A 26,755-nucleotide genomic window follows, 5' to 3' on the forward strand; every position below is an offset into this window, starting at 1 on the left:
ATGACCGAAGGCATAGTCGAGACCGAGGTCGACGGCGTCCGTACCGTGCTCGCGCACCGGCCCGGCCCGCTGAGCGCCGGCCTGTTCTTCCGTGTCGGCCGCGCCGACGAGACGCTCGCCACCAGCGGAATCACCCATCTGGTGGAGCATCTGGCGCTGTACCGCCACGGCATCGGCGAAGTGCACTACAACGGGTCGACCGCTGCCACCTACACGCACTTCGAGGTGCACGGCTCGCCGGACGAGGTCGTCGCGTACTTCAACGGCGTCTGCGCGGCGCTGCGCGACCTGCCGCTGGAGCGGCTGGAGACCGAGAAGGAGATCCTGCGCACCGAGGCGGCGGGCCGCGGCCACGGGGCGAACCACCAGATGGCCCTGTGGCGCTACGGCGCCCGCGGCTACGGCCTGACCAGTTACGCGGAGCAGGGCCTGTGGGGACTCGGTCCGGACGCGGTGCGCGCGTGGGCGCAGACCCGCTTCACCCGCGAGAACGCGGTGCTGTGGATCACCAGCGAGACCCTCCCCGAGGGGCTGGACCTCACCTTGCCGTCCGGACGGCGGTGGCCGGCGCCCGCGCCGACCTCGGCGCTGCGCGGGACTCCCGCGTACTTCCACGGCGACGACGGCGTCGTCGTCCTGGACGCCGTCGTCCGGCGCTCCACGGCCGCCGGGCTGTTCGCCGACGTACTCGGCCGGGAGCTGTTCCGCGACCTGCGGCAGAAGGGCGGGTACTCGTACACCGCCGCAGCCGACTACTGCGCGCGCGACGCCGACTTCGCCACGATCACCGCCCTCGCCGACGCGCTGCCGCAGAAGCAGGACGCGGTGGTCGGCGGGTTCGTCGACGTCCTCGCCAAGCTGCGGGCCGGCCGGATCGACCAGGCGGACCTGGATTCCGTACGCAACGCGAAGCTCAAGATCTTCGACACGCCGGACCTGGCCGCGGCACGGCTGCCCTCGTACGCCGTCAACCTGCTCACCGGGCACCGGAACATGAGCACCGAGACCTCCCGGGCGGAGATCGAGGCCGTCACCGTGGCCGATCTGCACGCGGTCGCCCGGGAGGTGGCCTCCGACGCCCTGCTCCAGGTGCCGGACCGCGGCGCGGACTGGGCGGGCTTCACCGAGGCGCCCTCGCAGTCCGCGGGTGTCGTGACCGGCCGGCGCCACCGCTCGCTGGACAACGACGAGGTCACCCTGCTGATCGGCGCCGACGGCGTCAGCATGACGGCCCCGCGCAACCAGGTCACCGTGCGGTACGACGAGTGTGCCGTCGTGCATGCCTACCCCGACGGCGGCCGGCGTCTCACCGGCCACGACGGGTTCTCGCTCTCCGTGGAGCCGACGCTGTACCGGCTCACCCCGGAGGATGTCGCCTACCTGGACTCGTGCCTCCCGGCGGAGGCGGTTGTACGCATGCCGGCCCGCGACCCGGAGCGGATTCCGCGGCCCCGGCCGAAGGACCGGTCGCGCAGCGGTCCGGGCCCGCGCGGCGCGGGCGGTCCGGGCCCGCGCGGCGCGGGCGGACCGGGCTCGGCGGGGCTGTGGGTGCTCACGGTTCTCAGCGCCGTGGTCGGCACGTTCACGCTGATCCTCACGGCCGCGGAGTTCGACACCTCCCTCACTCCGACCCCGGACTGGACCGTGCTGGTCCTCTTCTGGTTCTTCACCGCGTGCTGCGTGGTGCCGGCCGTCCGGACATGGCTGCGCCGGCGCCGTGGCTGAGCGGTGGGCGGTGAGCGGGAAATGCGTGGCGGCGGTGTCCGACGGGACTGCTAGCCTGCGGCGTCACTTCCCGCACAGCCGTAACTCGTACAGCCGTGCGTTTCAGTCCCAGGGGGGATTCCCAGCATGAGCCAGTCCGTTCCGCCGGCCGGCAACCCGTTCGCCGACGGCGCCGCCGTCCCGCCCGCCCCGGCGCCCGCGCCGGTGCGCAACAACGTCGCGCTCGGCCTCGCGGCCGCCGTGGTCGCCGCACTTGTCACCGCGGGCGTCTACGGCGCCATCCTGGGCGCCACCGAGTACGAGATCGGCTTCGCCGCCGTCGGTGTCGGCTTTGTGATCGGCTTCGCCGCGGGCAAGCTCGGCGGCTCCAACCCGGTGCTGTCCGTGGTGAGCGCGCTGCTCGCGCTCGGCGCCGTCTACCTCGGCCAGCTGCTGGGCATCGCGATCATCTTCGACAAGATCGCCAACGCGGGGGTGCTGACGATGTTCACGGAGAACCTCTCGGTCCTCACGGCCGGCTGGAAGGAAGGCGCGGACCCGATGACCTACCTCTTCCTGGCCATCGGCGGGTTCGTGGCGTTCTCCAGCGCCAAGAAGGCCTCCTGAGCCGGCTCCGACCCGGTAACCGGAAGGGCCCGTACCGCTTCGCGCGGTACGGGCCCTTCCGGTTACCGGCCGCACGTCCTAGTGCGACGGCGCCACCGTCACCTCGACCCGCTGGAACTCCTTCAGGTCGCTGTAACCCGTGGTCGCCATCGACCGGCGCAGCGCGCCGAAGAAGTTCATCGAACCGTCCGGCACGTGCGAGGGACCGAGCAGGATCTCCTCCGTCGTACCGACCGCGCCCAGGTCCATCCGCTTGCCGCGCGGCACGTCCTCGTGCACGGCCTCCATGCCCCAGTGGAACCCGCGGCCCGGCGCGTCCGTCGCGCGTGCCAGCGGCGAGCCCATCATCACCGCGTCCGCGCCGCAGGAGATCGCCTTGGGAAGATCGCCCGACCAGCCCACCCCGCCGTCGGCGATGACGTGGACGTACCGGCCGCCGGACTCGTCCATGTAGTCCCGGCGGGCGGCGGCCACATCGGCGACCGCGGTCGCCATCGGCACCCGGATGCCCAGCACGTTGCGCGTGGTGTGCGCGGCCCCGCCGCCGAAGCCGACGAGCACGCCCGCCGCTCCGGTGCGCATCAGGTGCAGCGCGGCGGTGTACGTGGCGCAGCCGCCGACGATGACCGGCACATCGAGCTCGTAGATGAACTGCTTGAGGTTGAGCGGCTCGGCGGCACCCGACACGTGCTCGGCGGAGACGGTCGTCCCGCGGATCACGAAGATGTCGACACCGGCGTCCACGACGGCCTTGGAGAACTCGGCCGTACGCTGCGGCGACAGCGCGGCGGCGGTGACGACGCCCGAGTCGCGCACCTCCTTGATGCGCTGCCCGATCAGGTCCGCCTTGATGGGGGCGGCGTAGATCTCCTGGAGCCGGCGGGTGGCCCGGCCCTCGTCCAGCTCCGCGATCTCCTGGAGCAGCGGCTCCGGGTCCTCGTACCGCGTCCACAGGCCCTCGAGGTTGAGCACGCCCAGCCCGCCGAGCTCACCGATGCGGATCGCGGTCTGCGGCGAGACGACGGAGTCCATCGGAGCAGCCAGGAACGGAAGCTCGAAACGATAGGCGTCGATCTGCCAGGCGATCGAGACCTCCTTCGGGTCCCGGGTGCGCCGGCTCGGGACGATGGCGATGTCGTCGAACGCGTACGCCCTGCGGCCGCGCTTGCCGCGCCCGATCTCGATCTCAGTCACGTGTGTGGCCTTTCCCTCTTGGTCTGCGCGTCCAGTATCCCCGACTGAGGGGCGGAAGCGTCTTCGCGACCGGTGGACGGACGGGGCCCCTCCGGCGCATGGCGAAGGGGCGGGCCCGGAACCGGACCCGCCCCCTTCACAGGTGTGCGGTGACGCGTCAGCGCCTGTTGTAGTTCGGCGCCTCGACCGTCATCTGGATGTCGTGCGGGTGGCTCTCCTTGAGCCCGGCCGAGGTGATCCGGACGAACCGGCCGCGGTCCTGGAGCTCGGGCACCGTCCGGCCGCCGACGTAGAACATCGACTGGCGCAGGCCGCCGACCAGCTGGTGGACGACCGCGGACAGCGGGCCGCGGTAGGGCACCTGGCCCTCGATGCCCTCGGGGACCAGCTTGTCGTCGGTGCCGACGCCCTCCTGGAAGTACCGGTCCTTGGAGTACGACTTGGCCTGGCCGCGCGACTGCATGGCGCCCAGCGAGCCCATGCCGCGGTACGACTTGAACTGCTTGCCGTTGATGAACAGCAGCTCGCCCGGCGACTCCTCGCAGCCGGCCAGCAGCGAGCCCAGCATGACCGTGTCCGCGCCGGCGACCAGGGCCTTGGCGATGTCGCCGCTGTACTGCAGGCCGCCGTCGCCGATGACCGGGACGCCGGCCGCCTTGGCGGCGAGCGAGGCCTCGTAGATGGCGGTGACCTGGGGGACGCCGATGCCGGCGACCACCCGGGTGGTGCAGATGGAGCCGGGGCCGACGCCGACCTTGATGCCGTCGACGCCCGCGTCGATCAGCGCCTGGGCACCGTCACGGGTGGCGACGTTGCCGCCGATGACGTCCACCGCCGCGTTCGACTTGATCTTGGCGACCATGTCGCCGACCAGCCGGGAGTGGCCGTGCGCGGTGTCGACGACGATGAAGTCGACGCCCGCCTCGATCAGCGCCTGGGCCCGCTCGTACGCGTCGCCCGCGACACCGACCGCGGCGCCGACGAGCAGCCGGCCGTCGCCGTCCTTGGCGGCGTGCGGGTACTTCTCGGCCTTGACGAAGTCCTTGACCGTGATGAGGCCCTTGAGGATGCCCGCCTCGTCGACCAGCGGAAGCTTCTCGATCTTGTGTCGGCGCAGCAGCTCCATGGCGTCCACACCGGAGATGCCGACCTTGCCCGTGACCAGCGGCATCGGTGTCATGACCTCGCGCACCTGGCGGCTGCGGTCCGACTCGAAGGCCATGTCGCGGTTGGTGACGATGCCGAGCAGCTTGCCCGCCTGGTCCGTGACCGGCACACCGCTGATGCGGAACTTGGCGCACAGCTCGTCGGCCTCGCGCAGCGTGGCGTCCGGGTGCACGGTGATCGGGTCGCTGACCATGCCGGACTCGGAGCGCTTGACCAGGTCGACCTGGTTGGCCTGGTCGGCGATGGAGAGGTTGCGGTGCAGCACACCGACACCGCCCTGGCGGGCCATCGCGATCGCCATGCGCGCCTCGGTGACCTTGTCCATCGCGGCGGAGAGCAGCGGAACGTTCACCCGGACGTTCTTGGAGATGTACGAAGAGGTGTCGATCTGGTCCGGGGCCATGTCGGACGCGCCTGGCAGCAGCAGCACATCGTCGTAGGTCAGCCCGAGCGTCGCGAATTTCCCGGGTACTCCGTCGACGTTGTCAGTCATGACACCTTCCCAAATGGTCTTGCTCGGCGCGGATGTCCATGCTAACGGGATCCTGACGTGTCTCATTCCACGAACAAGATCAGCAGGAATTTTCGTACCTTCCTGCTGCCCGTACACCCGCCCGGACTACCCGGATTACCGGACTACTGCTCAGCGAGCGCCCGCAGCCGGCTCAGAGCCCGGTGCTGGGCGACGCGCACCGCACCCGGCGACATCCCCAGCATCTGCCCGGTCTCCTCGGCGGTCAGCCCCACCGCGACCCGCAGCACCAGCAGCTCGCGCTGGTTCTCCGGCAGATTGGCGAGGAGCTTCTTGGCCCACTCGGCATCGCTGCTGAGCAGCGCCCGCTCCTCGGGGCCGAGCGAGTCGTCCGGCCGCTCCGGCATCTCGTCGGACGGTACGGCCGTACTGCCCGGATGCCGCATCGCGGCCCGCTGGAGGTCGGCGACCTTGTGCGCGGCGATGGCGAAGACGAAGGCCTCGAACGGCCGACCGGTGTCCCGGTAGCGCGGCAGCGCCATCAGCACCGCGACGCAGACCTCCTGCGCGAGGTCCTCCACGAAGTGCCGGGCATCGCCGGGCAGCCGGGAGAGGCGGGTACGGCAGTAGCGCAGGGCGAGCGGATGCACGCGGGCCAGGAGGTCGTGCGTGGCCTGTGCGTCACCCTCGACCGCACGGTGGACGAGGGCACCGATGACCCCGTGGGCAGTAGCTGCCTCGTCTTCGCGCATCGGTCCATGGTGCCTTGGCGCCGACCGTTCCGTGGCACCGCGTCCTGTGTTGTGCACCGAAGCGTTATGAGCAGGCGCGCCGGACGTCATCTCGTGCGCCCTCCCCTCCCGCTCGGCCGAATCGTCCCCGAGGAACTCCACACCTCCAAGGATGCGGCATCGAGCCGGAAGCCACACATGCCGCTGCGCGAAAGGGTCGTCGGCGGCGGAATCATCCGGGGTCGGAGCCAGGTCCGGGTCCGGGGTCGGGGCGTCGGCGGCAGGGCAGACCGACGCCCGCCCGCCGGGTGGCGGACGGGGATCGACGACGTACCCCCCGGGCGGCGCACGTCCTAGCGGACCAGGCCCCAGCGGAAGCCGAGCGCCACCGCGTGCGCCCGGTCCGACGCGCCGAGCTTCTTGAAGAGCCGCCGCGCGTGCGTCTTGACGGTGTCCTCGGAGAGGAAGAGCTCGCGCCCGATCTCGGCGTTCGACCGGCCGTGGCTCATGCCTTCCAGCACCTGGATCTCGCGCGCGGTCAGGGTGGGCGCGGCGCCCATCTCGGCCGAGCGCAGCCGGCGCGGCGCGAGCCGCCAGGTCGGGTCGGCGAGGGCCTGGGTGACGGTCGCCCGCAGTTCGGCGCGCGAGGCGTCCTTGTGCAGGTAGCCGCGGGCGCCCGCGGCGACCGCGAGCGCGACACCGTCGAGGTCCTCGGCGACGGTGAGCATGATGATGCGGGCGCCCGGATCGGCCGAGAGCAGCCGGCGTACGGTCTCGACACCGCCGAGCCCGGGCATCCGTACGTCCATCAGAATCAGGTCCGAGCGGTCGGCACCCCAGCGGCGGAGGACTTCCTCGCCGTTGGCAGCCGTCGTCACACGCTCTACGCCGGGCACGGTCGCGACCGCACGGCGGAGTGCTTCTCGGGCAAGCGGGGAGTCGTCGCAGACGAGGACGGATGTCATGGCCGCCCTCCGCAGCTGATGCGCGTCACCTTGAGCCTCCAGGCTGGGTACGTATCGTCACCTGAGCGGTTGACACCCTCGGACATCTGCCCGAGCGCTTGTTCTTTCAACCGCCTCCGCACTCTCAACGACGGTCACTCGAAAGAGTTACGGGTCGGACGGACACCTTCAGCACTCTACGTGAGGAAGCGGACACACAGCGGGCGCCACGAGTCATCTGTCCTTCATCTGGAGCTATGCCCTATTTGGCTGCATTTCTTCCGCTTCGCTGGTGTCTGGGGCTAGATTCGCCATGAGTCATATTTACATCTACTCGCATCGTAGATGTACCGTCGTGGGCACCTTATCCGCCTCAGCAACGGCTACAAGGGGACAAGCAATGGCAGATTTCTCCCGCCTTCCCGGACCCAACGCCGACCTCTGGGACTGGCAGTTGCTCGCCGCCTGCCGCGGGGTCGACAGCTCGCTCTTCTTCCACCCGGAAGGCGAGCGGGGCGCGGCCCGGAGTGCGCGTGAGACCTCCGCCAAGGAGGTCTGCATGCGGTGTCCGGTGCGCGCGGAGTGCGCCGCCCACGCCCTGGCCGTACGCGAACCGTACGGAGTGTGGGGCGGCCTGACCGAGGACGAGCGCGAGGAGCTGATGGGCCGCGCCCGCAACCGGCTGATCTCGGCGTCGGGCGCCGGGGGCACGCCGACGCACTGAAGGAACGTTTCTGCACATCTCTGCACATCTCTGCGCATCCGAGACCCCGGGGCCGGCCCCGGAGGTCCGTGTTCGGCTGCCCCGGTGCCGTGGCCGCGGGTTGCGGACCCGGGTTACGCCCCCGTGATCAGCGGGCGGCCGCGCGCTCCAGCCGGTCCAGCATCGCCGAGACCGCGGGGACCCGGGCCAGGTCGGGGAGGGTCAGGGCGACCACCTCGCGCCGGACGGCGGGCTCCAGCGCGACGGTCCGCGCCCCCCTCGGGCGTACCGATTCCACCGCCAGTTCGGGCAGCACCGCCACGCCGAGGCCCGCGCCGACCAGACCCACCACCGCCGGGTAGTCGTCGGTCGCGAAGTCGATCCGCGGGGTGAAGCCGGAGCTCTCGCACACCTCGACGAGGTGGCGGCGGCAGCGCGGGCAGCCCGCGATCCAGGACTCCTCCGCCAGGTCGGCCATGCCCAGCCGGTCCGCCTCCGCCAGCCGGTGCCCGTCCGGCACCAGGCCGACCAGGCGGTCGGTGAGCAGCGGCCGCACCACGAGGTCGTCCCAGGAGTCCCGTTCCGCGCCCGGCGCGCCGCTCGGGCCGTCGCTGCCGTCCGGGCCGCCCGAGCCGCTGCCGTCCGGACCGTACGCGCCGTACCGGAAGGCCAGCGCCACGTCGCAGTCGCCCTCGCGCAGCATCTCGACCGAGCGGGGCGGCTCGGCCTCGACGAGGGAGACCCGGGTGCCCGGGTGTTCCTCGCGCATCGCGGCGAGTGCGGTCGGGACCAGCGCGGAACTGCCGCTGGGGAACGAGACCAGCCGTACCCGGCCGGCCCGCAGGCCCGCGATCGCGGCGACTTCCTCCTCCGCGGCCGTCAGCCCCGCCAGAATGCCCGCGGCATGCCGCACCAGCGCCTCGCCGGCCTGGGTGAGGCGCATCTCGCGCCCGGTACGGATGAGCAGCGGGGTGCCCGCGGACTGCTCCAGGGCCTTCATCTGCTGGCTGACGGCGGGCTGGGTGCAGCCCAGTTCCCGTGCGGCGGCGGAGAAGGAACCGGTGGCGGCCACGGCGCGCAGCACTCGGAGATGGCGGGCCTCGATCACACCTCAAGCATAAGCGACGCTTGGGGGCAGCGTCGGAAACAACGTCGAGGCTTTGGCAGCCATCGCTTAGCGGGGGCGCGGCCCGGCCGCGGCACCGGGCAGGGCTTAGGCCCTGCCCGGCCGATCAGGCTGGATCAGCGAGCGGCGTCTGGTGCACTGCACTCGCTTCGCTCGCTCCGTCTCGGCTCTTTGACTCATCCTCCGGATGCCGAGCGCAGCTGCAAGGCGGCCGGATTCGGCCATAGCGGAGCTATGGCCGAATGTGGCCAACGCGGCAGATGTGCGTGCCAGACGACGGGAGCCCAGCATGATCGGCCGGGCAGGGCCTAACGTTCAGGCATGACGACTGCACTGATTACGGGAGCGACGGCAGGCATCGGCGCCGCCTTCGCGCGGCGCCTGGCCTCCGAGGGGCACAACCTGGTGCTGGTGGCCCGTGACACCAAGCGGTTGCGGGAGCAGGCGACCGAGCTGCACGACCTGCACGGCATCGAGGCCGAGGTGCTGACCGCCGATCTCTCCCTGGACAGTGGGATCGATGCCGTCGAGACCCGGCTGTCCGACCGCAAGAGCCCGGTCGACCTCCTGGTCAACAACGCCGGGTTCGGCAACAAGGGCCGCTTCCTCGACGTCTCCATGGCGGACGAGCTGACGATGCTGAAGGTGCACTGCGAGGCGGTGCTGCGGCTGACTGCGGCGGCGACCGGGGGCATGCGCGAGCGCGGCCGCGGCGGAGTGGTGAACGTGGCGTCGGTGGCCGCGTTCGTACCGCGCGGCACGTACGGCGCCTCGAAGGCCTGGGTGGTGCAGTTCACCCAGGGCGCGGCGAAGGACCTGGCCGGGTCCGGGGTACGGCTCATGGCGCTGTGCCCCGGCTTCGTCCGTACGGAGTTCCACGAGCGGGCGGGGATGGGGACGGACAACATCCCCAACTGGCTGTGGCTCGACGCGGACAAGCTGGTGGCGGCCGCGCTCGCCGATCTGGCGCGGGGGAAGACGGTGTCGGTCCCGGACCCGCGGTACAAGGCGCTGATGGGCGTGGTGAAGCTGGCGCCGCGCGCCCTGCTGGGCGGGGTCAGCTCGCGGACGGGCCGCAAGTACGGGCCTCAGTAGACGGCCTCGGCGCGGGTCTCGGCAGGGGCGTCCGGGAGGACCAGGGCCGCCGTGCTGCCGTCCTGCCACGTGACGTCCACCCGGCGGCCGGTGACGGTGACCCGGGCGAGGCCGGCGACGGGCGCGGGGTCCGGTTCGGCGGTGAGCGAGGCGAGGGCGGCGAAGACCGTCCCGCCGCGGTCGGTGACCGTGCCGTGCAGCACGGCGATACGCGCTCGGGGGCCCATGAGCGTGGCGCCCGCCGGGGTGTCGGTGGGCCCGCCGTCGTAGCCGTGCACCGGGTGGAGCTGGGCGGTGGGGCCGTCGGGCGTGACCGCCCAGCCCGTCTGGCGTACGGGAGTTCCCGGCGCGGCGCCGGTGACCAGATGGACGCGCAGCTCGGCCCGGCGGTGGACCAGGGTCGCGGAGACGACCCGGACACCCTCGTACGGCGTGTGGACGGAGGCGGCCCGGTCGGGGCCGCAGCCGAGCGGCGTGGCGGGGCCGCGCCGGCTGGGCACGCCGTCGACGAGCAGCGCGAAGTGGTTGTCGGGGACGTCGGTGGCGGGGCCGGTGCGGGTGGAGTACGCGAAGCGGGCGTAGCCGGGGTCGTCCTCCTCCTGCGGACGCACCTGGTTGCTGCCGTGGTTGTGCAGGCGTACGAGACCGTCGGCGGCGGTGGACTGGATGAGCAGCCCCGGTGCGGGCAGGGCGGTGACCGCGTCCGTCGTCTCCGCGGGCAGCGGCTCCTCGGGTTCGGTCCAGACCGGGTGGCCGGGCGGGAGGAGCAGACCGAGGAAGCCCTTTGACGCCCAGTACGGCGAGCCGGGGCCCGAGTAGCCCTGGAGGACCGGCTCGTACGGGCCGTACCAGCCCAGCGAGAGCAGCCCGTCCGGACCGGCGGCGCCCCGGTCGAGGAAGTGGCGCAGGGTGCCGGAGGCGAGCCGGCGGGTGGCGCCGGGGGTGAGCGGGGTGTGGCCGGTCAGGGTGCCGAGCCAGGGGGCCGCGGCGGCGGCGAACCGGTAGGTGAGGGAGCGGCCGTACGGCATCGGGGCGCCGTTCGCGTCGAAGAGGCGGGTGGCGGCGTCCAGCTGTTCGCTCAGGCGCGGTCCGTACACGGCCAGGAGGTCGCGGTCGCCCGCGAGATGGGCGTGCAGGACCGGATAGAAGTGCAGGGCCCAGGCGTTGTAGTGGTCGAAGGCGCGGTTCGGACCGTCGCTGTACCAGCCGTCGCCGAGGTACCACTCCTCGATGCGGGCGAGGGCCCGGTCGATGGCGGCGCGGGCGCGGTCGGTCTCGATGCCCGCGTCGAGGAGGAAGCCGCCGACGGTGAGACCGAAGAGCCACCAGTTGTTGTCGACCGGGGACGGGCCGACCGCGGGGAGCAGCCAGTCGACGGCGCGTTGGCGGGTGGTGTCGTCCAGGGCGTCCCACAGCCAGGGGCGGGTGAGCCGCAGACCGAGGGCGACGGAGGCGGATTCGACGACCGCCTGCCGTACGCCGGCCATCGACGGCCAGGCGTCGGGGCCCTGGGGGTCGTCCGCGCTTCCGGCCGTGCCCGCGGCGAGGCCTTCGGCGTACCGGGGGAGGAAACCGTGCGGGTCGTGGCCGCCCGCGCCGGCGGTCCGGAGTGCGGCGAGGAGGAACGTACGGGCGTAGCCTTCGAGGCCGTCGGACCGGGGGCCGGACCAACTGGGGCGCGGGCCCGGGAGGTTGACCAGGCCGTGCCGGGGTGACGCGTACGGCAGAACGGCTGCCAGGAGGCGGTCGGCGGCGGACTCCCAGTGTTGCCGGGTCCAGCCGGTGTACGGGCTGAGCTCCCGGTCCTCGGGCGGCGCGGGCATCATGCTCCGGGAATCTAGAACCGGGACTGATCGAACGTCAACGAGAGAAGGTCGAATGATCGAAACTCCCGACATTCGATCAGAGTGCATTAGAGTCGTGACCACCGAGTCACCACCACACCGCGAGGGGACTGCCGCCGTGCGCGAGACCGCCGCTGAACGTCACGACCGACTGCTGGGCCTGGTGCGCGAGCGCGGTACGGCCCGGGTCTCGGAACTCGCCGCGCAGCTCGGGGTCTCCCCCGTCACCGTGCGGCGGGACGTCGAGGCACTGGCCGCGCGGGGCCTGCTCGACCGGGTGCACGGGTCGGTCTCCTGGCCGGCCGACAGCGCGGGTGCGGGTTCCGGGGCGGGTTCTGGTTCCGGTTCTGGTTCCGGTTCTGGTTCCGGTTCTGCTTCCGGGGGCGCCGAGGGGCTGGTCCTGGGGCTGCTGGCGCCCTCCGCGACGTACTACTTCGCCCAGGTCATCCAGGGCGCGCACGAGGCCGCGGCGCGGGCCGGGGCCCGGCTGATCCTGCGGATCTCGGACTACCGGCCGGACGAGGACCAGGCGCGGACCGAGGGGCTGCTGGCCGCCGGGGCGCAGGGCCTGCTGATCGCGCCGGGCTGGCGGGGCGCGGACGACGCGGCGCGCTACGGCGACTGGGCCGCCGGGCTTCCCGTACCCGCGGTACTGCTGGAGCGCGAGGCGGCGCCCGGCAGTCCGCTGAACGGACTGGACCGGGTCTGCTCGGACCACCGGCACGGGGTGCTGCTCGCCGTACGGCACCTGGTGGGCCTCGGGCATCGGACGCCGCTGCTGGTGGCGCGTGCCGACAGCCCGACGGCTCTCGCGGTGCGGGCGGGGTACGTGGAGGCGCTGGGCGCGCTCGGGATGCGGCCTCCGGGGCCGGTGATCGACTCGGTGCCGGCCGAGCGGGACCCGGACGGCTTCGAGAAGGCGGTACGGGCGCTGCACGCGGCGGTGGCCGCGGGTGAGACGACGGCGGCGCTCGTGCACAACGACGTGGACGCGATCCGGATGGTACAGCGGCTGGCCGACCTGGGCGTACGCGTGCCGCGGGACCTGGCCCTCATCGCGTACGACGACGAGGTGGCGGCCCTGGCGGACATCCCCATGACGGCGGTGGCGCCGCCCAAGCGCGAAGTGGGGCGGTACGCGGCGGAGTTGCTGATCGGCCGGCTCGGCGGGGGCGGGGGCGGGACCGGCGGCGGAGGCGGGGCCGGGGGCCGGGAGGAGCCCGGACAGCATCTGTCGCTGCTGCCCCGGCTGCGGGTGCGGGCGTCGTGCGGAGCCGGTTCGACTCGGACCTGATCTGATCTTTTTTCGATCAATCAATCTTTCGCTCTTGACTTCGGTCGTCGGCGGCCCAAGTATCACGGCCAACGTCCTGCCCTCTTCGTTCAGGAGCTGTGCTGTGAGCCGGAGTTGGAACAGAACCACCCATGTCCTCATCGGCGCCGCCACCGCCCTCGCCGTGCTCACGGCCTGCGGCAGCAGCGGTGACTCCTCGGCCGAGGGAACCGCCGACAAGCCCGTGACCTTGACGTTCTGGGCGTGGCAGAAGGGTTCGAAGGACGTCGTGGACGCCTTCAACGCCTCGCACGACAAGGTCAAGGTGAAGTTCGAGGAGATCCCGTCCGGCAACGCCGGCGGCTACGCCAAGATCTCCAACGCCGTGAAGGCGGGCAACGCGCCGGACCTGGTCGCCATCGAGTACCCGCAACTGCCGGAGTACGTCAGCCAGGGCGCGGTCCAGGACATCAGCGCACATCTCACCGACGAGACGAAGCGGGAGCTGCTGCCTCAGGCCGTCGAACTGACCACGCTGGGCGGCAAGAACTGGGCCGTCCCCTTCGATGCCGCGCCGCAGGCGTTGTTCTATCGCAAGGACGTCTTCGAGCAGCACCGGATTGCGGTGCCGACGACGTGGGACGAGTACCGCAAGGCCGCCGAGCAGATCAAGAAGGCCGACCGGAAGGCCCGTATCGGCACGTTCTTCCCGGACGACCCGAGCACGGTCCAGGCCATGGCCTGGCAGGCCGGCGCGCACTGGTTCAAGGCCGAGGGCGACACCTGGAAGATCGACACGACGGACGCCGCGACGGCCAGGGTCGCCGGGTTCTGGCAGGGGCTGATCGACGACGACCTCGTGCACACCCAGGTCTCCTTCAGCCCCGAGTGGGTCAACTCGCTGAAGAGCGGCGGCACGGTGGGGTACGTCGGCGCTTCCTGGGGCGGCGGGGTCGTGAAGTCCACGCTGCCCGAGCAGAGCGGCAAGTGGGCGGTGGCGCCGATCCCGACGTGGGACGGCAAGCCGGCCAGCGGCATGCTCGGCGGCTCCACCTTCGCGGTGACGAAGGACAGCAGGCACGCCGAGGCGGCGGTGGAGTTCGCGACCTGGATGGCCACCACCCCGGAGGGGATCAAGGCCCGCATCGCCTCGGGCACGTCCAGCGCCTTCCCGGCGGCGTCCGCGCTGCGCCCGGTGGCCAAGGCGGCCTTCGACCCGAGCTTCTACGGCGGCCAGGACATCTACCAGGTCTTCGAGGGCGCGGCCGCCTCGATCCGGCCGGACTGGACCTGGGGCCCCACCTCGGGCACCACCACGACGGCCATCAAGGACCGGTTCGGAAAGATCAAGAGCGGTGAGGCCACGGTGGCGGACGGAATCAAGGCCGGCCACGAGGCGACCGTCGCGGAGCTGAAGAAGCGCGGCCTGAAGGCAGAAGGCTGATGCACCAACCCCACGGCCCTTCGGCCGTCCCGCCGCCCGGGCCCTCGGCCGTGCCGGCCCGGCAGGCGGCAGCCGCCGTTCAGCCCGCCGGCGGGCGCGGCACCGCGCAGGGCGCAGACGCCGATGCGGAGGGCAACACCACCCGCACCGCCGACACCGCGCCCAGGCACGCTCCGCACGGCGGAGCCTCCGGTCAGCCCGCCCCCGGGCGCGGCAGCGCGCAGGGCGCCGATGCCGGTACGCCAGCCGACGCCGGCCCCACCGGCGACCGGCCCGCCGGGCCTCCGGCCGGCGTGGCGCCGGCGGGACCGCCGGCCATGGCGTCCGGCGGGCGGGAGCGCGTCAACCGTCGCGGTGGCGGGCGGGAGTCTTCGGGCCTCCGGGGATACCCACGCCTGGGGCGGGCCGGGGCCGCGGCGGTGCTGGTGGGGCCCTTCTTCGTGTTGTTCACCGCGGTGATGGTGGTGCCCATCGGCTACGCGCTCTGGCTGAGCCTCTTCACCGAGAAGCACTCGGGTCTCGGCTTCGGCGGCACCGAGACCGTCTTCACCGGCCTCGACAACTACACGGCTGCGCTGGGCGATCCGGCCTTCCGTGACGGCTTCCTCGTCCTGCTCGGCTACTGCCTCATCTACATCCCGCTGCTGCTCGGCGGGGCACTCGCCCTCGCCCTGCTGCTGGACTCCGCCCTGGCCCGTGCCCGCCGCTTCTTCCAGCTCGCGCTCTTCCTCCCGCATGCCGTCCCCGGCATCATCGCCGCGCTGATCTGGGTCTACCTCTACACGCCCCAACTCAGCCCGGTCGTCGACGTCATGGAGTCGGGCGGCATCGGCTTCGACTTCTTCTCGCCCGCGGGCGCCCTCCCCTCCGTCGTCAACATCGCGCTGTGGGAATGGCTCGGCTACAACATGGTGATCTTCTACGCCGCCCTCCAGGCCATCGACCGGTCCGTCCTGGAAGCGGCCACGGTCGACGGCGCCGGCTCCTGGCGCACCGCGTTCAGCATCAAGGTCCCGCTGATCCGCGCCTCGGTCGTGATGGTCGCGCTGTTCACGGTGATCGGCTCGCTGCAGCTGTTCACGGAGCCGCTGATCCTGAACAAGGGCGCCGGATCCGCCGTCTCCTCCACCTGGACGCCGAACATGTACGCGTACACCGCGGCTTTCGACCGCAACGACTACGGACTCGCGGCCGCCGCCTCGGTGCTGCTCGCGCTGGCCGCGGCCGTGCTGTCCTTCGCCGTCACCCGGCTGTCCGGACGGAAGGGGAAGAGGTCATGAGCACACAGACCACCGCCGGCCGCCGCGCCGCCGGTCCCCCGAACGCCAACCCCCGCCCCACCAGCCGCTGGCTCTCCAGGACCGCGGTCAACGGCGCACTCCTGCTCGCCGTCCTCTACATGCTGTTCCCCCTCGTCTGGCTGGTCACGGCCGCCACCAAGGACACCGGCGACCTGCTGGCCGGCAGCGCCTTCTCCCTCCAGGGCTTCAACCTCGGCGCGAACCTGGCCGGCCTCGCCGCGTACGGCGACGGCGTCTACTTCCGCTGGTACCTCAACAGCCTCCTCTACGCGGGCGGCGGCGCCCTCGGCTGCTCGCTGATCTGCGTCGCCGCGGGCTACGCCTTCGACAAGTACCACTTCCGGGGCAAGGAGAAGCTCTTCGGTATCGTCCTGCTGGGCGTGCTGGTGCCGAGTACGGCGACCGCCCTGCCCATGTACCTGCTCGCCTCACGCACCGGTCTCGTCAACACCTACTGGGCCGTGCTGATCCCGGTCCTGGTGAACCCCTTCGGGGTGTATCTCTCGCGGGTCTTCAGCGCCGGCTACATCCCCGACGAGGCCCTGGAGGCCGCCCGTATCGACGGGGCCGGCGAGCTGCGCACCTTCTGGTCCATAGGTCTGCGCATGATCATGCCGGGCTTCGTGACCGTCTTCCTCTTCCAGTTCACCGCCATCTGGAACAACTTCTTCCTCCCCCTCGTCATGCTCTCCGACCGCGAGCTCTTCCCGCTGAGCCTCGGCCTGTACGCCTGGAACACCAACACCCACAGCGAGCCCGAGTTCTACCCCCTCGTCGTCACCGGCTCCCTCCTCGCCGTCCTCCCCCTCATCGTCGCCTTCGTCTCCCTCCAGCGGCACTGGAAAGCCGGCCTCACCGCCGGCAGCGTCAAGTGACGCCGGACCGGCCCGCCGCCCGAGCGCAGAAGGAGCACTGGTTCCACCATGCACCCCGCCACTGACAACGCCCTCTCCGGGCGCCGCCCCTCGCTCCTCCTCGCCATGGGCCCGGGCATGGCCGAGCGGCTCTTCTCCGACCGTCATCACAGCCGCCTCGCGGCCCTCGCGCGTACCGACTCCCGGCTGGTCGCCCACGACCTCACCACGCCCACCCCGCGGGTCGCGGCCGCCCTGGCCGAGGCCGAACTGCTGCTCACCTGCTGGGGCGCGACCCCCCTCAGCGCCGCGGTGCTGGCCGCAGCCCCGAAGCTGCGCGCAGTCGTACACGCCGCCGGCTCCGTCAAACACCACATCACCGCTGCCTGCTGGGAACGCGGCCTGGCCGTCGCGTCCGCCGCCGGCGCGAACGCCCTCCCCGTCGCCGAGTACACGCTCGCCGCCATCCTCTTCGCGAACAAGCGCGTCCTGCACACCCGCCGCCGCTACCGCGAGCTGCGCACCCACCACGACTGGCGCCGGGAGCTGGACGGCGCGGGCAACTACGGCCGTACGGTCGGGGTCGTCGGCGCCTCCCGGATCGGCCGCCGCGTGATCGAACTCCTGCGCCCCTTCGACCTGCGGGTGCTGCTGTACGACCCGTACGCCGGGGACGCGGAGGCCGCCGGCCTGGGCGTCGAGACGGTCCCCCTGGACGTCCTGTGCGCGCGCAGCGACATCGTCACCGTGCACGCCCCGCAGGTCCCGGCCACCCGCCACATGATCGGCGCCCGGCAGCTGGCCCTGATGCCCGACGGAGCGACTCTGATCAACACCGCGCGCGGCTCCCTGGTCGACGAGGACGCCCTCCTCCCCGAGCTCGTCTCCGGCCGCCTGGATGCCGTACTGGACGTGACGGACCCCGAACTCCCGCCCCGCGACTCACCGTTGTACGACCTGCCGAACGTCCTGCTCACCCCGCACATCGCCGGATCACTGGGCGGCGAGCTGCACCGGATGGCCGACCGGGCGCTGGACGAGGTGGAGCGGTTCGCGGCCGGCCGGCCGTTCGCGGACCGGGTCCACCCGGCCGCCCTGAGCCACTCGGCCTGACCCGCCCATAGCGGAAACTCATCACTAAAATGGACGTATCCCATCCCGCGCAGGGAGGCGCCATGAAATTCGTACAAGTAATCGACTACACGACCGAGCGGTCCGACGACATGAACCAGCTCATGGACCAGTGGGTCGAGCAGACCAAGGGCAAGCGGACCGCCACCCACAGCGTCGTCGGCAAGGACAGGTCCGCAGCGAACCACTTCGTGGAGATCGTCGAATTCCCGTCGTACGAAGAGGCGATGAAGAACTCCCACCTGCCCGAGACCGACCGGATCTTCCAGGAGATGGCGGCGCTCTGCGACGGGATGCCGTCCTTCACCGACCTCGACGTGGTCCGCGAGGAACAGCTGAACACCGCGGCCGCGCGCCGGTTCTTCCACGAGATCGCCGTCGGCGGCAACCTCGACGCCATCGACGAGCTGTTCGCGGCGGACCTCCGCGACCACGACATCACCAAGGAGGAGGAGACCACGGTCGGCTCCGACTCCTTCCGCAACGACGTCGCGGGCTGGCGCAACGCCTTCGACTTCCACTTCGATCTCGACCGGCAGGTCTCGGAGGGTGACGACGTGGTGACCTTGTGGACCTGGACCGGTACCCACAAGGGCGACTTCATGGGGATCCCGCCCACCGGCAAGCAGTGCAGGATGACCGGCACCACGATCTTCCGCTTCAAGGACGGGAAGGTCCAGGAATGCTGGTGGCACTACGACGTCACGCGTCTGATGCGGGAGCTCGGCGCGACCGGCTGAACGCGGACCGGCTGAATACGGACCGGCTGAACGCGGACAACTTCTCCGCACGCACAAGGTCCCTGTTCCCGCCGCCGAGCGGCGGGAACAGGGACCTTGCAACAGCTACGCGACGTACGCGACGTCAGTGCGAGTGGCCGTGACCGTGGCCGTGACCCGCCTCGGCCTCTTCCTCGGCCGGCTTCTCGACGACCAGGGTCTCGGTCGTGAGCAGCAGCGACGCGATGGACGCGGCGTTCTCCAGCGCGGAGCGGGTGACCTTGACCGGGTCGATGACGCCGGCCTTCACCAGGTCGCCGTACTCGCCGGTCGCGGCGTTGAAGCCGTGGCCCTTCTCCAGCTCTGCCACCTTGGAGGTGATGACGTAGCCCTCGAGGCCGGCGTTCTCGGCGATCCAGCGCAGCGGCTCGACGACGGCGCGGCGGACGACCGCGACACCGGTGGCCTCGTCGCCCTCCTTGCCGAGGTTGCCGTCCAGCACCTTGGCGGCGTGCACCAGAGCGGAGCCACCACCGGAGACGATGCCCTCCTCGACCGCGGCGCGGGTCGCGGAGATGGCGTCCTCCAGACGGTGCTTCTTCTCCTTCAGCTCCACCTCGGTGGCGGCGCCGACCTTGATCACGCACACGCCGCCGGCCAGCTTCGCGAGGCGCTCCTGGAGCTTCTCGCGGTCCCAGTCGGAGTCCGTGGACTCGATCTCGGCCTTGATCTGGTTGATCCGGCCGACGACGTCCTCGTGGTTGCCACCACCGTCGACGACCGTCGTGTCGTCCTTGGTGACGGTCACACGGCGGGCGGAGCCCAGCACGTCCAGACCGGCCTGGTCGAGCTTGAGGCCGACCTCCTCGGCAATGACGGTGGCACCGGTGAGGGTGGCCATGTCGCCGAGCATCGCCTTACGGCGGTCGCCGAAGCCGGGGGCCTTGACCGCGACGGCGTTGAACGTGCCGCGGATCTTGTTGACGACCAGGGTCGACAGGGCCTCGCCCTCGACGTCCTCGGCGATGATCAGCAGCGGCTTGGAGGAGCCGGCCTGGATGACCTTCTCGAGCAGCGGGAGCATGTCCTGGATCGAGGAGATCTTGCCCTGGTGGATCAGGATGTACGGGTCGTCGAGGACGGCCTCCATACGCTCCTGGTCGGTCACCATGTACGGCGACAGGTAGCCCTTGTCGAAGGCCATGCCCTCGGTGAAGTCGAGCTCCAGGCCGAAGGTGTTGGACTCCTCGACGGTGATGACACCGTCCTTGCCGACCTTGTCCATCGCCTCGGCGATGAGCTCGCCGACCTGCTGGTCCTGCGCGGAGAGCGCGGCCACGGCGGCGATGTCGGTCTTGTCCTCGATCGGACGGGCGGTCGCGAGGAGGTCGTCGGACACGGCCTTGACGGCGGCGTCGATGCCCTTCTTCAGCGAGGCCGGGGAGGCGCCGGCAGCGACGTTGCGCAGGCCTTCGCGGACCAGCGCCTGGGCCAGCACGGTGGCGGTGGTGGTGCCGTCACCCGCGATGTCGTTGGTCTTGGTCGCCACCTCCTTCACGAGCTGGGCGCCCAGGTTCTCGTACGGGTCGTCGAGCTCGACCTCGCGGGCGATGGTCACACCGTCGTTGGTGATGGTGGGGGCGCCGAACTTCTTGTCGATGACGACGTTGCGGCCCTTGGGGCCGATCGTCACCTTCACCGTGTCGGCAAGCTTGTTGACGCCGCGCTCAAGGGCGCGACGGGCGTCCTCGTCGAACTTCAGGATCTTCGCCATGGGAGCTTCTGTGTCCTCTCAAATGAACTGCGCCCCGGCGCCCGGCCATTGAAGAGCGGGAGCACGGGGCGCAGATCAGAAAACTTCGGCTGGGATTACTTCTCGACGATCGCGAGAACGTCGCGAGCCGAGAGGACGAGGTACTCCTCGCCGTTGTACTTCACCTCGGTGCCGCCGTACTTGCTGTAAAGCACGACGTCGCCGACGGATACGTCGAGCGGAAGACGGTTGCCGTCCTCGAAGCGGCCCGGGCCCACGGCCAGGACGACGCCCTCCTGGGGCTTCTCCTTGGCAGTGTCCGGAATGACCAGGCCAGAGGCCGTGGTCTGCTCGGCGTCGAGCGGCTGGACCACAATGCGGTCCTCGAGCGGCTTGATGGCAACCTTGGAGCTGGCGGTCGTCACGATCCGACCTCCCCCTTCGGAGATCTCACGGGGTTAACTGTCTGAGGTGGCGACCAGGTCGATCCGTCGTCGCGGGTGCCGGACCTGCCCGTCGCTGTGTTGGCACTCCCCGGTGGCGAGTGCCAGAGCCGAGACTATGCGGCGGTTAGCACTCGGTCAAGCGGAGTGCCAACGTGGCCGCGCCGAATCCCCCGTGGAGCCCCGCCGGGACCGCTGCCGGATCCCCTCAACTGCTGAGTACCCGCACTGACGTACGAGCCGCCGTCCCCGCTCCCGGCCGCGCGTCCGGGACACGCTCAGAGGTAGTCCTCGAGAAGGCCGATCCGGAAGCCCTGCTCCTGGATCCGGCGCAGCATCGCCGTCGTCATCTGCGTGATGGTCGAGCCCTTGAGTTCACCGGGACCACGGAAGTGCGCGAGCACGATGTCGCCGGGCCGCAGCCGGTCGCCGTCCGCGTACCGCAGATCGTGTATCTGCATCGAGACCCGCCACAGCACGACCGACCTGACCCCGCAGTCGGCGGCCGCCCGCAGGGTGTCGTCGTTGTAGTTGCCGAACGGCGGCCGGAACAGGTGCGGTTTCGTCCCGAAACGGGCCGCGAGCCGGTCCTGCTGGCCGCAGATCTCCGCCCGCTGTTTCGCGTACGGAAACGTGCGCAGGTTCGGGTGGGTGAGGGTGTGGTTCTGCACCGTGCCGCCGAGGTCCCGCAGCCGCTCGAAGTGGTCGTACCCGCCCGAGGCCACGCTGTCCGTGAGGAACATGCTGATCGGCAGCTTCAGGTCCGCGGCCATCCGCAGGAACTCGGGGTCGCGTTCCGCGCCGTCGTCGAAGGTGAGGAAGACGACCTTCTCGTCGGTCGGGATCCGGTCCACCACCGAGGGCAGTCCCGGCCCCGCCGCCGGCAGTACGGGCTTGTGGGCCGGCTTCGGGGCGAAGGCGAGCGGCGCCTTCAGCCCCCAGCGGGTGTGCGGGCCGGGCGCAACCGACGGCCGCTTCACGCCCTTGCCCGCCCCGGCCGCTCCCGGCGTGGCCTCTCCCTGCGTCCCCGGCGTGGCGGCCGGTTCCCGCTGCCCCTCGGTGGCCTTGTGCCCCTGCCGCTCGACCGGCTCCCCGGGCTGCGAGCACGCGGCGAGCGCGAGCACGCCGGCTGCCAGCGTTCCGGCCAGCAGCCGGTGCACGCGTATCACAGGTAGTCCTCCAGCCTGGCCACGGCGTACCCCTTGTCCGTGATCGTCTTCATCACCCGCCGGATCATGTCAGGCATGCTTCCGCCCCAGTCCTCCTGCCCCCTGAAATGCGTGAGGATGATGTCACCGGGGTGCAGGTCGCGGTCCCACTCGCGCCACTCCATCCGGTCCGGGAACGCTTCGGCGGCCCACAGCGGAACCGCCTTGATACCGCAGGACTCGGCGGCGCGCAGGGTGTTGGCGTTGTAGTTGCCGTACGGCGGGCGGAACAGCTCCGGCCGCTTGCCGAACCGCTTCTCGATGACGTCCTGCAGGCCACAGATCTCCGCGCGCTGCGCCCGGTAGGAAAGGCCGGGCAGGTAGAGGTGGTTGAGGGTGTGGTTGTTCAGTGCGACGCCGAGGTCCTGCATCTTCTCGAAGTACGGGTAGTTGTCGCGGACCAGGTAGTCGCTGAGGAACGCGCTGTACGGGATGCGCAGTTCGCGCATCATCCTGATCAGCTCGGGGTCCTTCTCCGCGCCGTCGTCGATCGTCAGGAAGACGATCTTCTCCTTGGTCGGGACGGTGGTGAACACGGGCGGCAGGCCCGGCCCGGCCTCGAAGCCCTTGCGCGTCCTGATCTCCGGTTTCTCGGCGGGCGGCGCGGGCGGCAGGAGCGGGACCTTCTTCAGGCCCCACCGCTCGGCCGCGGCGCGCCGGGCGGCTTCGGCGCGCCCGAGCTTCTCGGCGTACGCGGTGAGCGCACCCGCCGCGCCGCCCTGCGGCGGGTTCGCCCCCGGCAGACCGAGGGCCGGTTTCCCGGCCGCGGGTTCGTCGGCCCCGGCGCAGCCGGAGCCGAGGGCGGCGACGAGCAGAGCGGCCAGGGTGGTCCGGCGGAGCCCTCGCCGCCTCGCGGCATTTCTGGCGGACTTTTCTTTTTGTCGTACTAGCTGCATGGCGCCGGATCCTGTCAGGGCACCGCCCCCGCGCCCCGGCGACACCGCCACCGGGCGCGCAGCATCGCCCGGCTGGCCCACAATGGACCGGGTGAACGACCTCGATCCCCTCGGCTCCTTCTCCGCACTGCTCACCGACGAGGGCCGGGCGCTCCTCGGCTCACTGCGGGAGTACGACCCCGCGCAGGAGCTCGCGACCGCCACCCGGCTGCGCCGCGAGCACCCGGCCGCACTGGTCTCGGCGGCGCTGGGGCAGGCGCGGCTGCGGCAGCGGGCGGTGGCGAAGTTCGGTGCCGAGGACGCGTTCCGCATGTACTTCACCCCGAACGGCGTCGAGCAGGCGACCCGTACCTCGGTCGCCGCCCACCGGGCCGGCCGGTTCGCGGCACTCGGCGTACGCACCGTGGCCGACCTGTGCTGCGGTATCGGCGGCGACGCGATCGCGCTGGCGCGCGCCGGTGTTTCCGTACTGGCCGTCGACCGGGACCCGCTGACCTGCGCGGTCGCCCGCGCCAACGCGGAGGCGCTGGGCCTGGCGGAGCTCATCTCCGTCCGCTGCGCGGACGTCACGGAGGCCGACACCTCGCCGTACGACGCGGTGTTCGTCGACCCGGCGAGGCGGGGCGGCCGCGGCCGGGTGTTCGACCCCGAGGCGTACTCGCCGCCGCTCTCCTGGGCGATCGAGGCGGCCCGCACGGCCCCGCACGCCGCCCTCAAGATCGCCCCCGGCGTGCCGCACGAGGCCATCCCCGACGACGCCGAGGCGGAGTGGATCTCGGACGGCGGCGACGTCAAAGAGGCGGTCCTCTGGTTCGGCACCGCTCCCGGCTCGGTCCGCGCGACACTGCTGCCGGACAAGGCGGTCCTGTCGACCGCAGAGCCGCTGCCGGCCCCCCGGACGGGCCCGGTGGGCCGCTACCTGTACGAGCCGGACGGGGCGGTGATCCGCGCGCACCTCGTGGCGGAGGTGGCGGAGCGGGTGAACGGCAGGCTGATCGACGAGACGATCGCCTATGTCAGCTCGGACGAGCTGCACGCGACGCCGTTCGCCACCGCGTACGAGATCACCGACGTGCTCCCGTTCAACCTGAAGAAGCTGAAGGCGCTGCTGCGCGAACGCGAAGTCGGCGTCCTGACGGTCAAGAAGCGCGGCTCGGCGGTCGAACCGGAAGAACTGCGCCGCAGACTGAAGCTCCACGGCCCGCGGGCGGCCACGGTCATCCTCACCCGGACGGCAGGAGCCCCCACGATGCTGATCGGCACCCGGGCGGACGGGTAACGCGCCCGAAGCGGCGGGCGGGCGCCAGGCCGTGGGAGCGGGCAGTGGGCCACTGGACCGAGTCGGGGGCCGCCGGGCCGGCACGCCGCTCAGCCGTCACCGCTCAGCACTCACAGACGCGCCGCGCGCTTCAGGAGCAGCGCTCGCTCCTGCTCGTTCCGGGTGAGCGTCGCCGCGCGTGCGAACTCCGCGCGCGCCTCCTCCCCACGCCCCAGCCGGGCCAGCAGGTCGCCGCGCACGCTCGGCAGCAGGTGGTAGCCCGCGAGCGCGGAGTCCTCGGCCAGTACGTCCACCAGTGCCAGCCCCGCCGCCGGCCCGTCCGCCATCGAGACCGCCACCGCCCGGTTCAACTCCACCACCGGCGACGGGACCTGGGCGGCCAGCGCCCGGTACAGGGCCGCGATCCGGGCCCAGTCCGTCTCCTCGTACGCCCGGGCCTGTGCGTGGCAGGCGGCGATCGCGGCCTGCAGCGCGTACGGGCCGGGCGTGCCGCCCAGGGACTCCGCGCGCGCCAGCGCCGCGAACCCGCGCCGGATCAGCAACCGGTTCCAACGGCCCCGGTTCTGGTCCGCCAGCAGCACCGGCTCGCCCGAGGGCCCGGTCCTGGCGGCGGTACGTGACGCCTGGATCTCCAGCAGGGCGGCCAGCCCGTGCACTTCGGGCTCCTGCTCCATCAGCCCGGCCAGTACCCGCGCCAGCCGCAGCGCGTCCTCGCACAGTCCTGGCCGCAGCAAGTCGTCACCCGCGGTGGCCGAGTACCCCTCGTTGAAGACGAGGTAGATCACCTCCAGTACGGAGGACAGCCGCTCGGCCCGCTCCGGCCCGGCAGGCACCTCGAACGGCACGCCCGCCTTCGCCAGACTCCGCTTGGCCCGCACGATCCGCTGCGCGACGGTCGCTTCCGGGACCAGGAACGCCCGCGCGATCTCGTCCGTCTTCAGCCCGCCCACCAGCCGCAGCGTCAGCGCGATCCGCGCCTGCGTCGACAGGACGGGGTGGCAGGCGGTGAAGACCAGCCGCAGCAGGTCGTCGTCGATGTCGTCGTCAGCGGCGTCGGCGACCGCGTCCGCCGGATCCTCGGCCCACGCCGGCGCGGCCTCCAGGTCGCGCCCCATCTCGGCCAGCTTGCGCGCGTACCGCTCACGCCGCCGCACCAGGTCGATCGCCCGGTGCTTGGCCGTGGCCATGAGCCAGGCTCCCGGGTTGTCCGGGACACCCGACTCCGGCCACTGCTCCAACGCGGCGACCAGCGCGTCCTGCGCCAGCTCCTCCGCGATGCCGACGTCTCGTACGATCCGCGCGACTCCGGCGATGAGCCGGGCGGACTCGATCCTGAATACCGCCTCGGTCGCGCTGTGCGTCGCAGTGCTCTCAGCCCTCACGGGCACCCATCAGAGCACCGCTCCCGCACGGCGGCAACAAGCGGTCCGGGCGTGGCCCTATCCGCACGCTTCGACGATCTCGCGGATCTCGGAGGTCACCGTCCAGTGCTCCTCGTGGATCTTCAGGAAGCGCTTGGTCCACTCGATCGCCTCAGCCATGTCCTTGGCCTGGACGATCGCGTAACCCCCGACGACTTCCTTGGTCTCGGTGAAGGGCCCGTCGGTCACGCTCAGCTGCCCGCCGGACCAGCGGACACGGGTGCCTTGCGAGGTGGGGGTGAGGCCAGCAGTCTCGAGCATGGCGCCCGCCTTCGTCATCTCCTCCAGCAGATTGTCCATCCGCTCCATCAGCTCGGGGCTGGGGCCCTCGGCGGGCGCGGCGTTCTCGTCGAGGCGGATCATCGTCAGATAGCGCGGCATGGCGGTTCTCCCTAGCGTTCCAGCGTTTCGGTCCTGCGTTCCTGCGTTCTGCCTGTCACCTGTGCGTCGAACGGGCACGGCCCGGATCGACACGTCCGGAGAACTTTCCCGAGGGAATTTCGGGCTGCGGGTGACGGCCGCCAGGGGCGAGGGGTGCGGGGGCCGGGGGTGAGGAGTGGACGGGAAACCCGGGGCCGCCCGGTTTGTGAGTATGGCGGGCCGGACCGGACCCTCAAGGGCGCTCCCTACGGTCGCGTCGCTGCGCGATGGCCTGCGGCCCCCCTTGACAAGCAGCCGCGTCCCGCTGGTGCAGATGAGTGTCGGGCGGCCCCGGGGAGCGGGGCCCCACCTGAGCCCCGGGGGTGGCCGCGCTCTCGTCGGTGACCTCAGCCCGGCAGATGGGGCAAGACACGCACCAGGTTCGGGGACTGCGGGCCCCGGCATAGCGGCCGACGGCCGTCTGTTGGCCTACGACAACGCCCAATCCGAGGTGGGACGACACCAAGCGGCCGAGGGGGCCCGCAAGCAGGCCACAAACCCCGGCAAACCGGACACGACTGAGGCCCTGCGGACCTCGCATACGGACTGACGTCAACGCACCTCGGCTCCACCGGCCTGACGGCCGCATAGCCGAGGCCAAGTCCATCCCGGACCTGCCGCGCGCGGCAATCACCCACCGGCTGCCGCCGCGAGAAGATGGCACCCTGCCCACCGGCCTGCGGCCGCTTGGCCGGGCCGGGCCCGTCCCAGACCGATGGCACAGCACCCACCACCCGGTGGTCGCTAAGCCGGGGAGTGGCCCATCCCAGGCCGACCACGCACCACCCACCACCCACCCGGCAGCCGCTAAGCCGAGGCCGGGCCCATCCCGAGCCTGCCGCGCATCTTGTCGCCACCCACCGGCTTGCGGTCGGCAGCGGGCCCGGGCCAACCGGCAAGCAGCCCCGGGGGCCCCGCCCCAGGGGCCGCCCCCACTCAGCAGTCAGCGGTGGAGGGACGGGAGTCCAGGGTGGCCGAAGGCCATCGCGCAGCGACGCGACCGCAG

General features: G+C 71.5%; 23 protein-coding genes. 11 read left to right on the top strand and 12 right to left on the bottom strand.

The window, feature by feature from the left end; genetic code table 11:
* On the top strand, positions 1–1,725 hold the full coding sequence (locus tag ACWV17_RS16835; RefSeq protein WP_455360367.1) for a M16 family metallopeptidase: 1,725 nt from the start codon (positions 1–3) through the stop codon (positions 1,723–1,725).
* A gap of 126 nt (positions 1,726–1,851) precedes the next feature.
* Entirely contained in the window at positions 1,852–2,331 is a 480-nt protein-coding gene (locus ACWV17_RS16840) for a hypothetical protein (RefSeq protein ID WP_455360368.1), read from the top strand.
* A 78-nt stretch (positions 2,332–2,409) separates the two neighbouring features.
* On the opposite strand, the gene ACWV17_RS16845 is transcribed toward ACWV17_RS16840, so the two are convergent.
* The 4 genes from ACWV17_RS16845 to ACWV17_RS16860 all read right to left on the bottom strand — a co-directional run bounded on the left by ACWV17_RS16845 (position 2,410) and on the right by ACWV17_RS16860 (position 6,860).
* Positions 2,410–3,525, bottom strand: coding sequence for a GuaB3 family IMP dehydrogenase-related protein (locus ACWV17_RS16845; RefSeq protein WP_455352478.1), 1,116 nt, complete (start codon positions 3,523–3,525; stop codon positions 2,410–2,412).
* Between the two features lie 157 nt (positions 3,526–3,682).
* Positions 3,683–5,185, bottom strand: coding sequence for an IMP dehydrogenase (guaB, locus tag ACWV17_RS16850; RefSeq protein ID WP_455360369.1), 1,503 nt, complete (start codon positions 5,183–5,185; stop codon positions 3,683–3,685).
* Between the two features lie 143 nt (positions 5,186–5,328).
* Positions 5,329–5,916, bottom strand: a complete 588-nt coding sequence (locus ACWV17_RS16855) for a sigma-70 family RNA polymerase sigma factor (RefSeq protein WP_455352476.1) — start codon at positions 5,914–5,916, stop codon at positions 5,329–5,331.
* 332 nt (positions 5,917–6,248) lie between these two features.
* Positions 6,249–6,860, bottom strand: coding sequence for a response regulator transcription factor (locus ACWV17_RS16860; RefSeq protein ID WP_003948568.1), 612 nt, complete (start codon positions 6,858–6,860; stop codon positions 6,249–6,251).
* A gap of 379 nt (positions 6,861–7,239) precedes the next feature.
* Here ACWV17_RS16860 and ACWV17_RS16865 point away from each other — a divergent pair, with 379 nt between their 5' ends.
* Positions 7,240–7,563, top strand: coding sequence for a WhiB family transcriptional regulator (locus ACWV17_RS16865; RefSeq protein WP_455352475.1), 324 nt, complete (start codon positions 7,240–7,242; stop codon positions 7,561–7,563).
* A 127-nt stretch (positions 7,564–7,690) separates the two neighbouring features.
* Here the strand turns inward: ACWV17_RS16865 and ACWV17_RS16870 are convergent, their stop codons facing one another.
* Positions 7,691–8,650, bottom strand: a complete 960-nt coding sequence (locus ACWV17_RS16870) for a LysR family transcriptional regulator (RefSeq protein ID WP_455360370.1) — start codon at positions 8,648–8,650, stop codon at positions 7,691–7,693.
* A gap of 339 nt (positions 8,651–8,989) precedes the next feature.
* On the opposite strand from ACWV17_RS16870, the gene ACWV17_RS16875 reads away from it, so the two are divergent.
* Positions 8,990–9,763 (top strand): SDR family NAD(P)-dependent oxidoreductase, encoded by a 774-nt coding sequence (locus ACWV17_RS16875; RefSeq protein WP_455352473.1) that lies wholly within the window; start codon positions 8,990–8,992, stop codon positions 9,761–9,763.
* On the opposite strand, the gene ACWV17_RS16880 is transcribed toward ACWV17_RS16875, so the two are convergent.
* The gene (locus ACWV17_RS16880; RefSeq protein ID WP_455360381.1) at positions 9,757–11,586 is read right to left on the bottom strand and encodes a DUF2264 domain-containing protein; all 1,830 of its coding nucleotides are present in this window, start codon (positions 11,584–11,586) and stop codon (positions 9,757–9,759) included. The genes ACWV17_RS16875 and ACWV17_RS16880 overlap by 7 nt on opposite strands.
* 139 nt (positions 11,587–11,725) lie before the next feature.
* Here ACWV17_RS16880 and ACWV17_RS16885 point away from each other — a divergent pair, with 139 nt between their 5' ends.
* From ACWV17_RS16885 to ACWV17_RS16910, 6 genes are all read left to right on the top strand, one after another.
* Complete coding sequence (locus ACWV17_RS16885; RefSeq protein WP_455360382.1) at positions 11,726–12,901, top strand: substrate-binding domain-containing protein; 1,176 nt, start codon at positions 11,726–11,728, stop codon at positions 12,899–12,901.
* 103 nt (positions 12,902–13,004) lie between these two features.
* The gene (locus tag ACWV17_RS16890) at positions 13,005–14,324 is read left to right on the top strand and encodes an ABC transporter substrate-binding protein (RefSeq protein ID WP_455360371.1); all 1,320 of its coding nucleotides are present in this window, start codon (positions 13,005–13,007) and stop codon (positions 14,322–14,324) included.
* A 317-nt stretch (positions 14,325–14,641) separates the two neighbouring features.
* On the top strand, positions 14,642–15,604 hold the full coding sequence (locus ACWV17_RS16895; protein ID WP_455360383.1) for a carbohydrate ABC transporter permease: 963 nt from the start codon (positions 14,642–14,644) through the stop codon (positions 15,602–15,604).
* Complete coding sequence (locus ACWV17_RS16900; protein ID WP_455360372.1) at positions 15,601–16,500, top strand: carbohydrate ABC transporter permease; 900 nt, start codon at positions 15,601–15,603, stop codon at positions 16,498–16,500. Before ACWV17_RS16895 ends, ACWV17_RS16900 begins: the two co-directional genes overlap by 4 nt.
* A gap of 48 nt (positions 16,501–16,548) precedes the next feature.
* Positions 16,549–17,592 carry a hydroxyacid dehydrogenase gene (locus ACWV17_RS16905; RefSeq protein ID WP_455360373.1) on the top strand — a complete coding sequence of 348 codons (1,044 nt, stop codon included), beginning with the start codon at positions 16,549–16,551 and terminating at the stop codon, positions 17,590–17,592.
* A 62-nt stretch (positions 17,593–17,654) separates the two neighbouring features.
* Positions 17,655–18,350 (top strand): ester cyclase, encoded by a 696-nt coding sequence (locus ACWV17_RS16910; protein ID WP_455360374.1) that lies wholly within the window; start codon positions 17,655–17,657, stop codon positions 18,348–18,350.
* A 124-nt stretch (positions 18,351–18,474) separates the two neighbouring features.
* Here ACWV17_RS16910 and groL read toward each other — a convergent pair whose 3' ends face one another.
* The 4 genes from groL to ACWV17_RS16930 all read right to left on the bottom strand — a co-directional run bounded on the left by groL (position 18,475) and on the right by ACWV17_RS16930 (position 22,629).
* Positions 18,475–20,103 carry a chaperonin GroEL gene (gene groL / locus ACWV17_RS16915; RefSeq protein WP_455352467.1) on the bottom strand — a complete coding sequence of 543 codons (1,629 nt, stop codon included), beginning with the start codon at positions 20,101–20,103 and terminating at the stop codon, positions 18,475–18,477.
* Between the two features lie 95 nt (positions 20,104–20,198).
* Positions 20,199–20,507 (bottom strand): co-chaperone GroES, encoded by a 309-nt coding sequence (gene groES / locus ACWV17_RS16920; protein WP_019329594.1) that lies wholly within the window; start codon positions 20,505–20,507, stop codon positions 20,199–20,201.
* A 296-nt stretch (positions 20,508–20,803) separates the two neighbouring features.
* Positions 20,804–21,694 (bottom strand): polysaccharide deacetylase family protein, encoded by an 891-nt coding sequence (locus ACWV17_RS16925; RefSeq protein ID WP_455360375.1) that lies wholly within the window; start codon positions 21,692–21,694, stop codon positions 20,804–20,806.
* Positions 21,691–22,629 (bottom strand): polysaccharide deacetylase family protein, encoded by a 939-nt coding sequence (locus tag ACWV17_RS16930; RefSeq protein WP_455360376.1) that lies wholly within the window; start codon positions 22,627–22,629, stop codon positions 21,691–21,693. Before ACWV17_RS16930 ends, ACWV17_RS16925 begins: the two co-directional genes overlap by 4 nt.
* An 82-nt stretch (positions 22,630–22,711) precedes the next feature.
* Here ACWV17_RS16930 and ACWV17_RS16935 point away from each other — a divergent pair, with 82 nt between their 5' ends.
* Complete coding sequence (locus tag ACWV17_RS16935; RefSeq protein WP_455360384.1) at positions 22,712–23,908, top strand: THUMP-like domain-containing protein; 1,197 nt, start codon at positions 22,712–22,714, stop codon at positions 23,906–23,908.
* Positions 23,909–24,018: 110 nt separating this feature from the next.
* On the opposite strand, the gene ACWV17_RS16940 is transcribed toward ACWV17_RS16935, so the two are convergent.
* A complete protein-coding gene (locus ACWV17_RS16940; protein WP_455360377.1) occupies positions 24,019–25,290 on the bottom strand; it encodes an RNA polymerase sigma factor in 1,272 nt (423 codons plus the stop codon).
* 57 nt (positions 25,291–25,347) lie between these two features.
* Positions 25,348–25,710, bottom strand: coding sequence for a YciI family protein (locus ACWV17_RS16945; RefSeq protein ID WP_455352462.1), 363 nt, complete (start codon positions 25,708–25,710; stop codon positions 25,348–25,350).
* Positions 25,711–26,755 lie beyond the last annotated feature (1,045 nt).

This window comes from Streptomyces mabaensis, assembly GCF_053763515.1.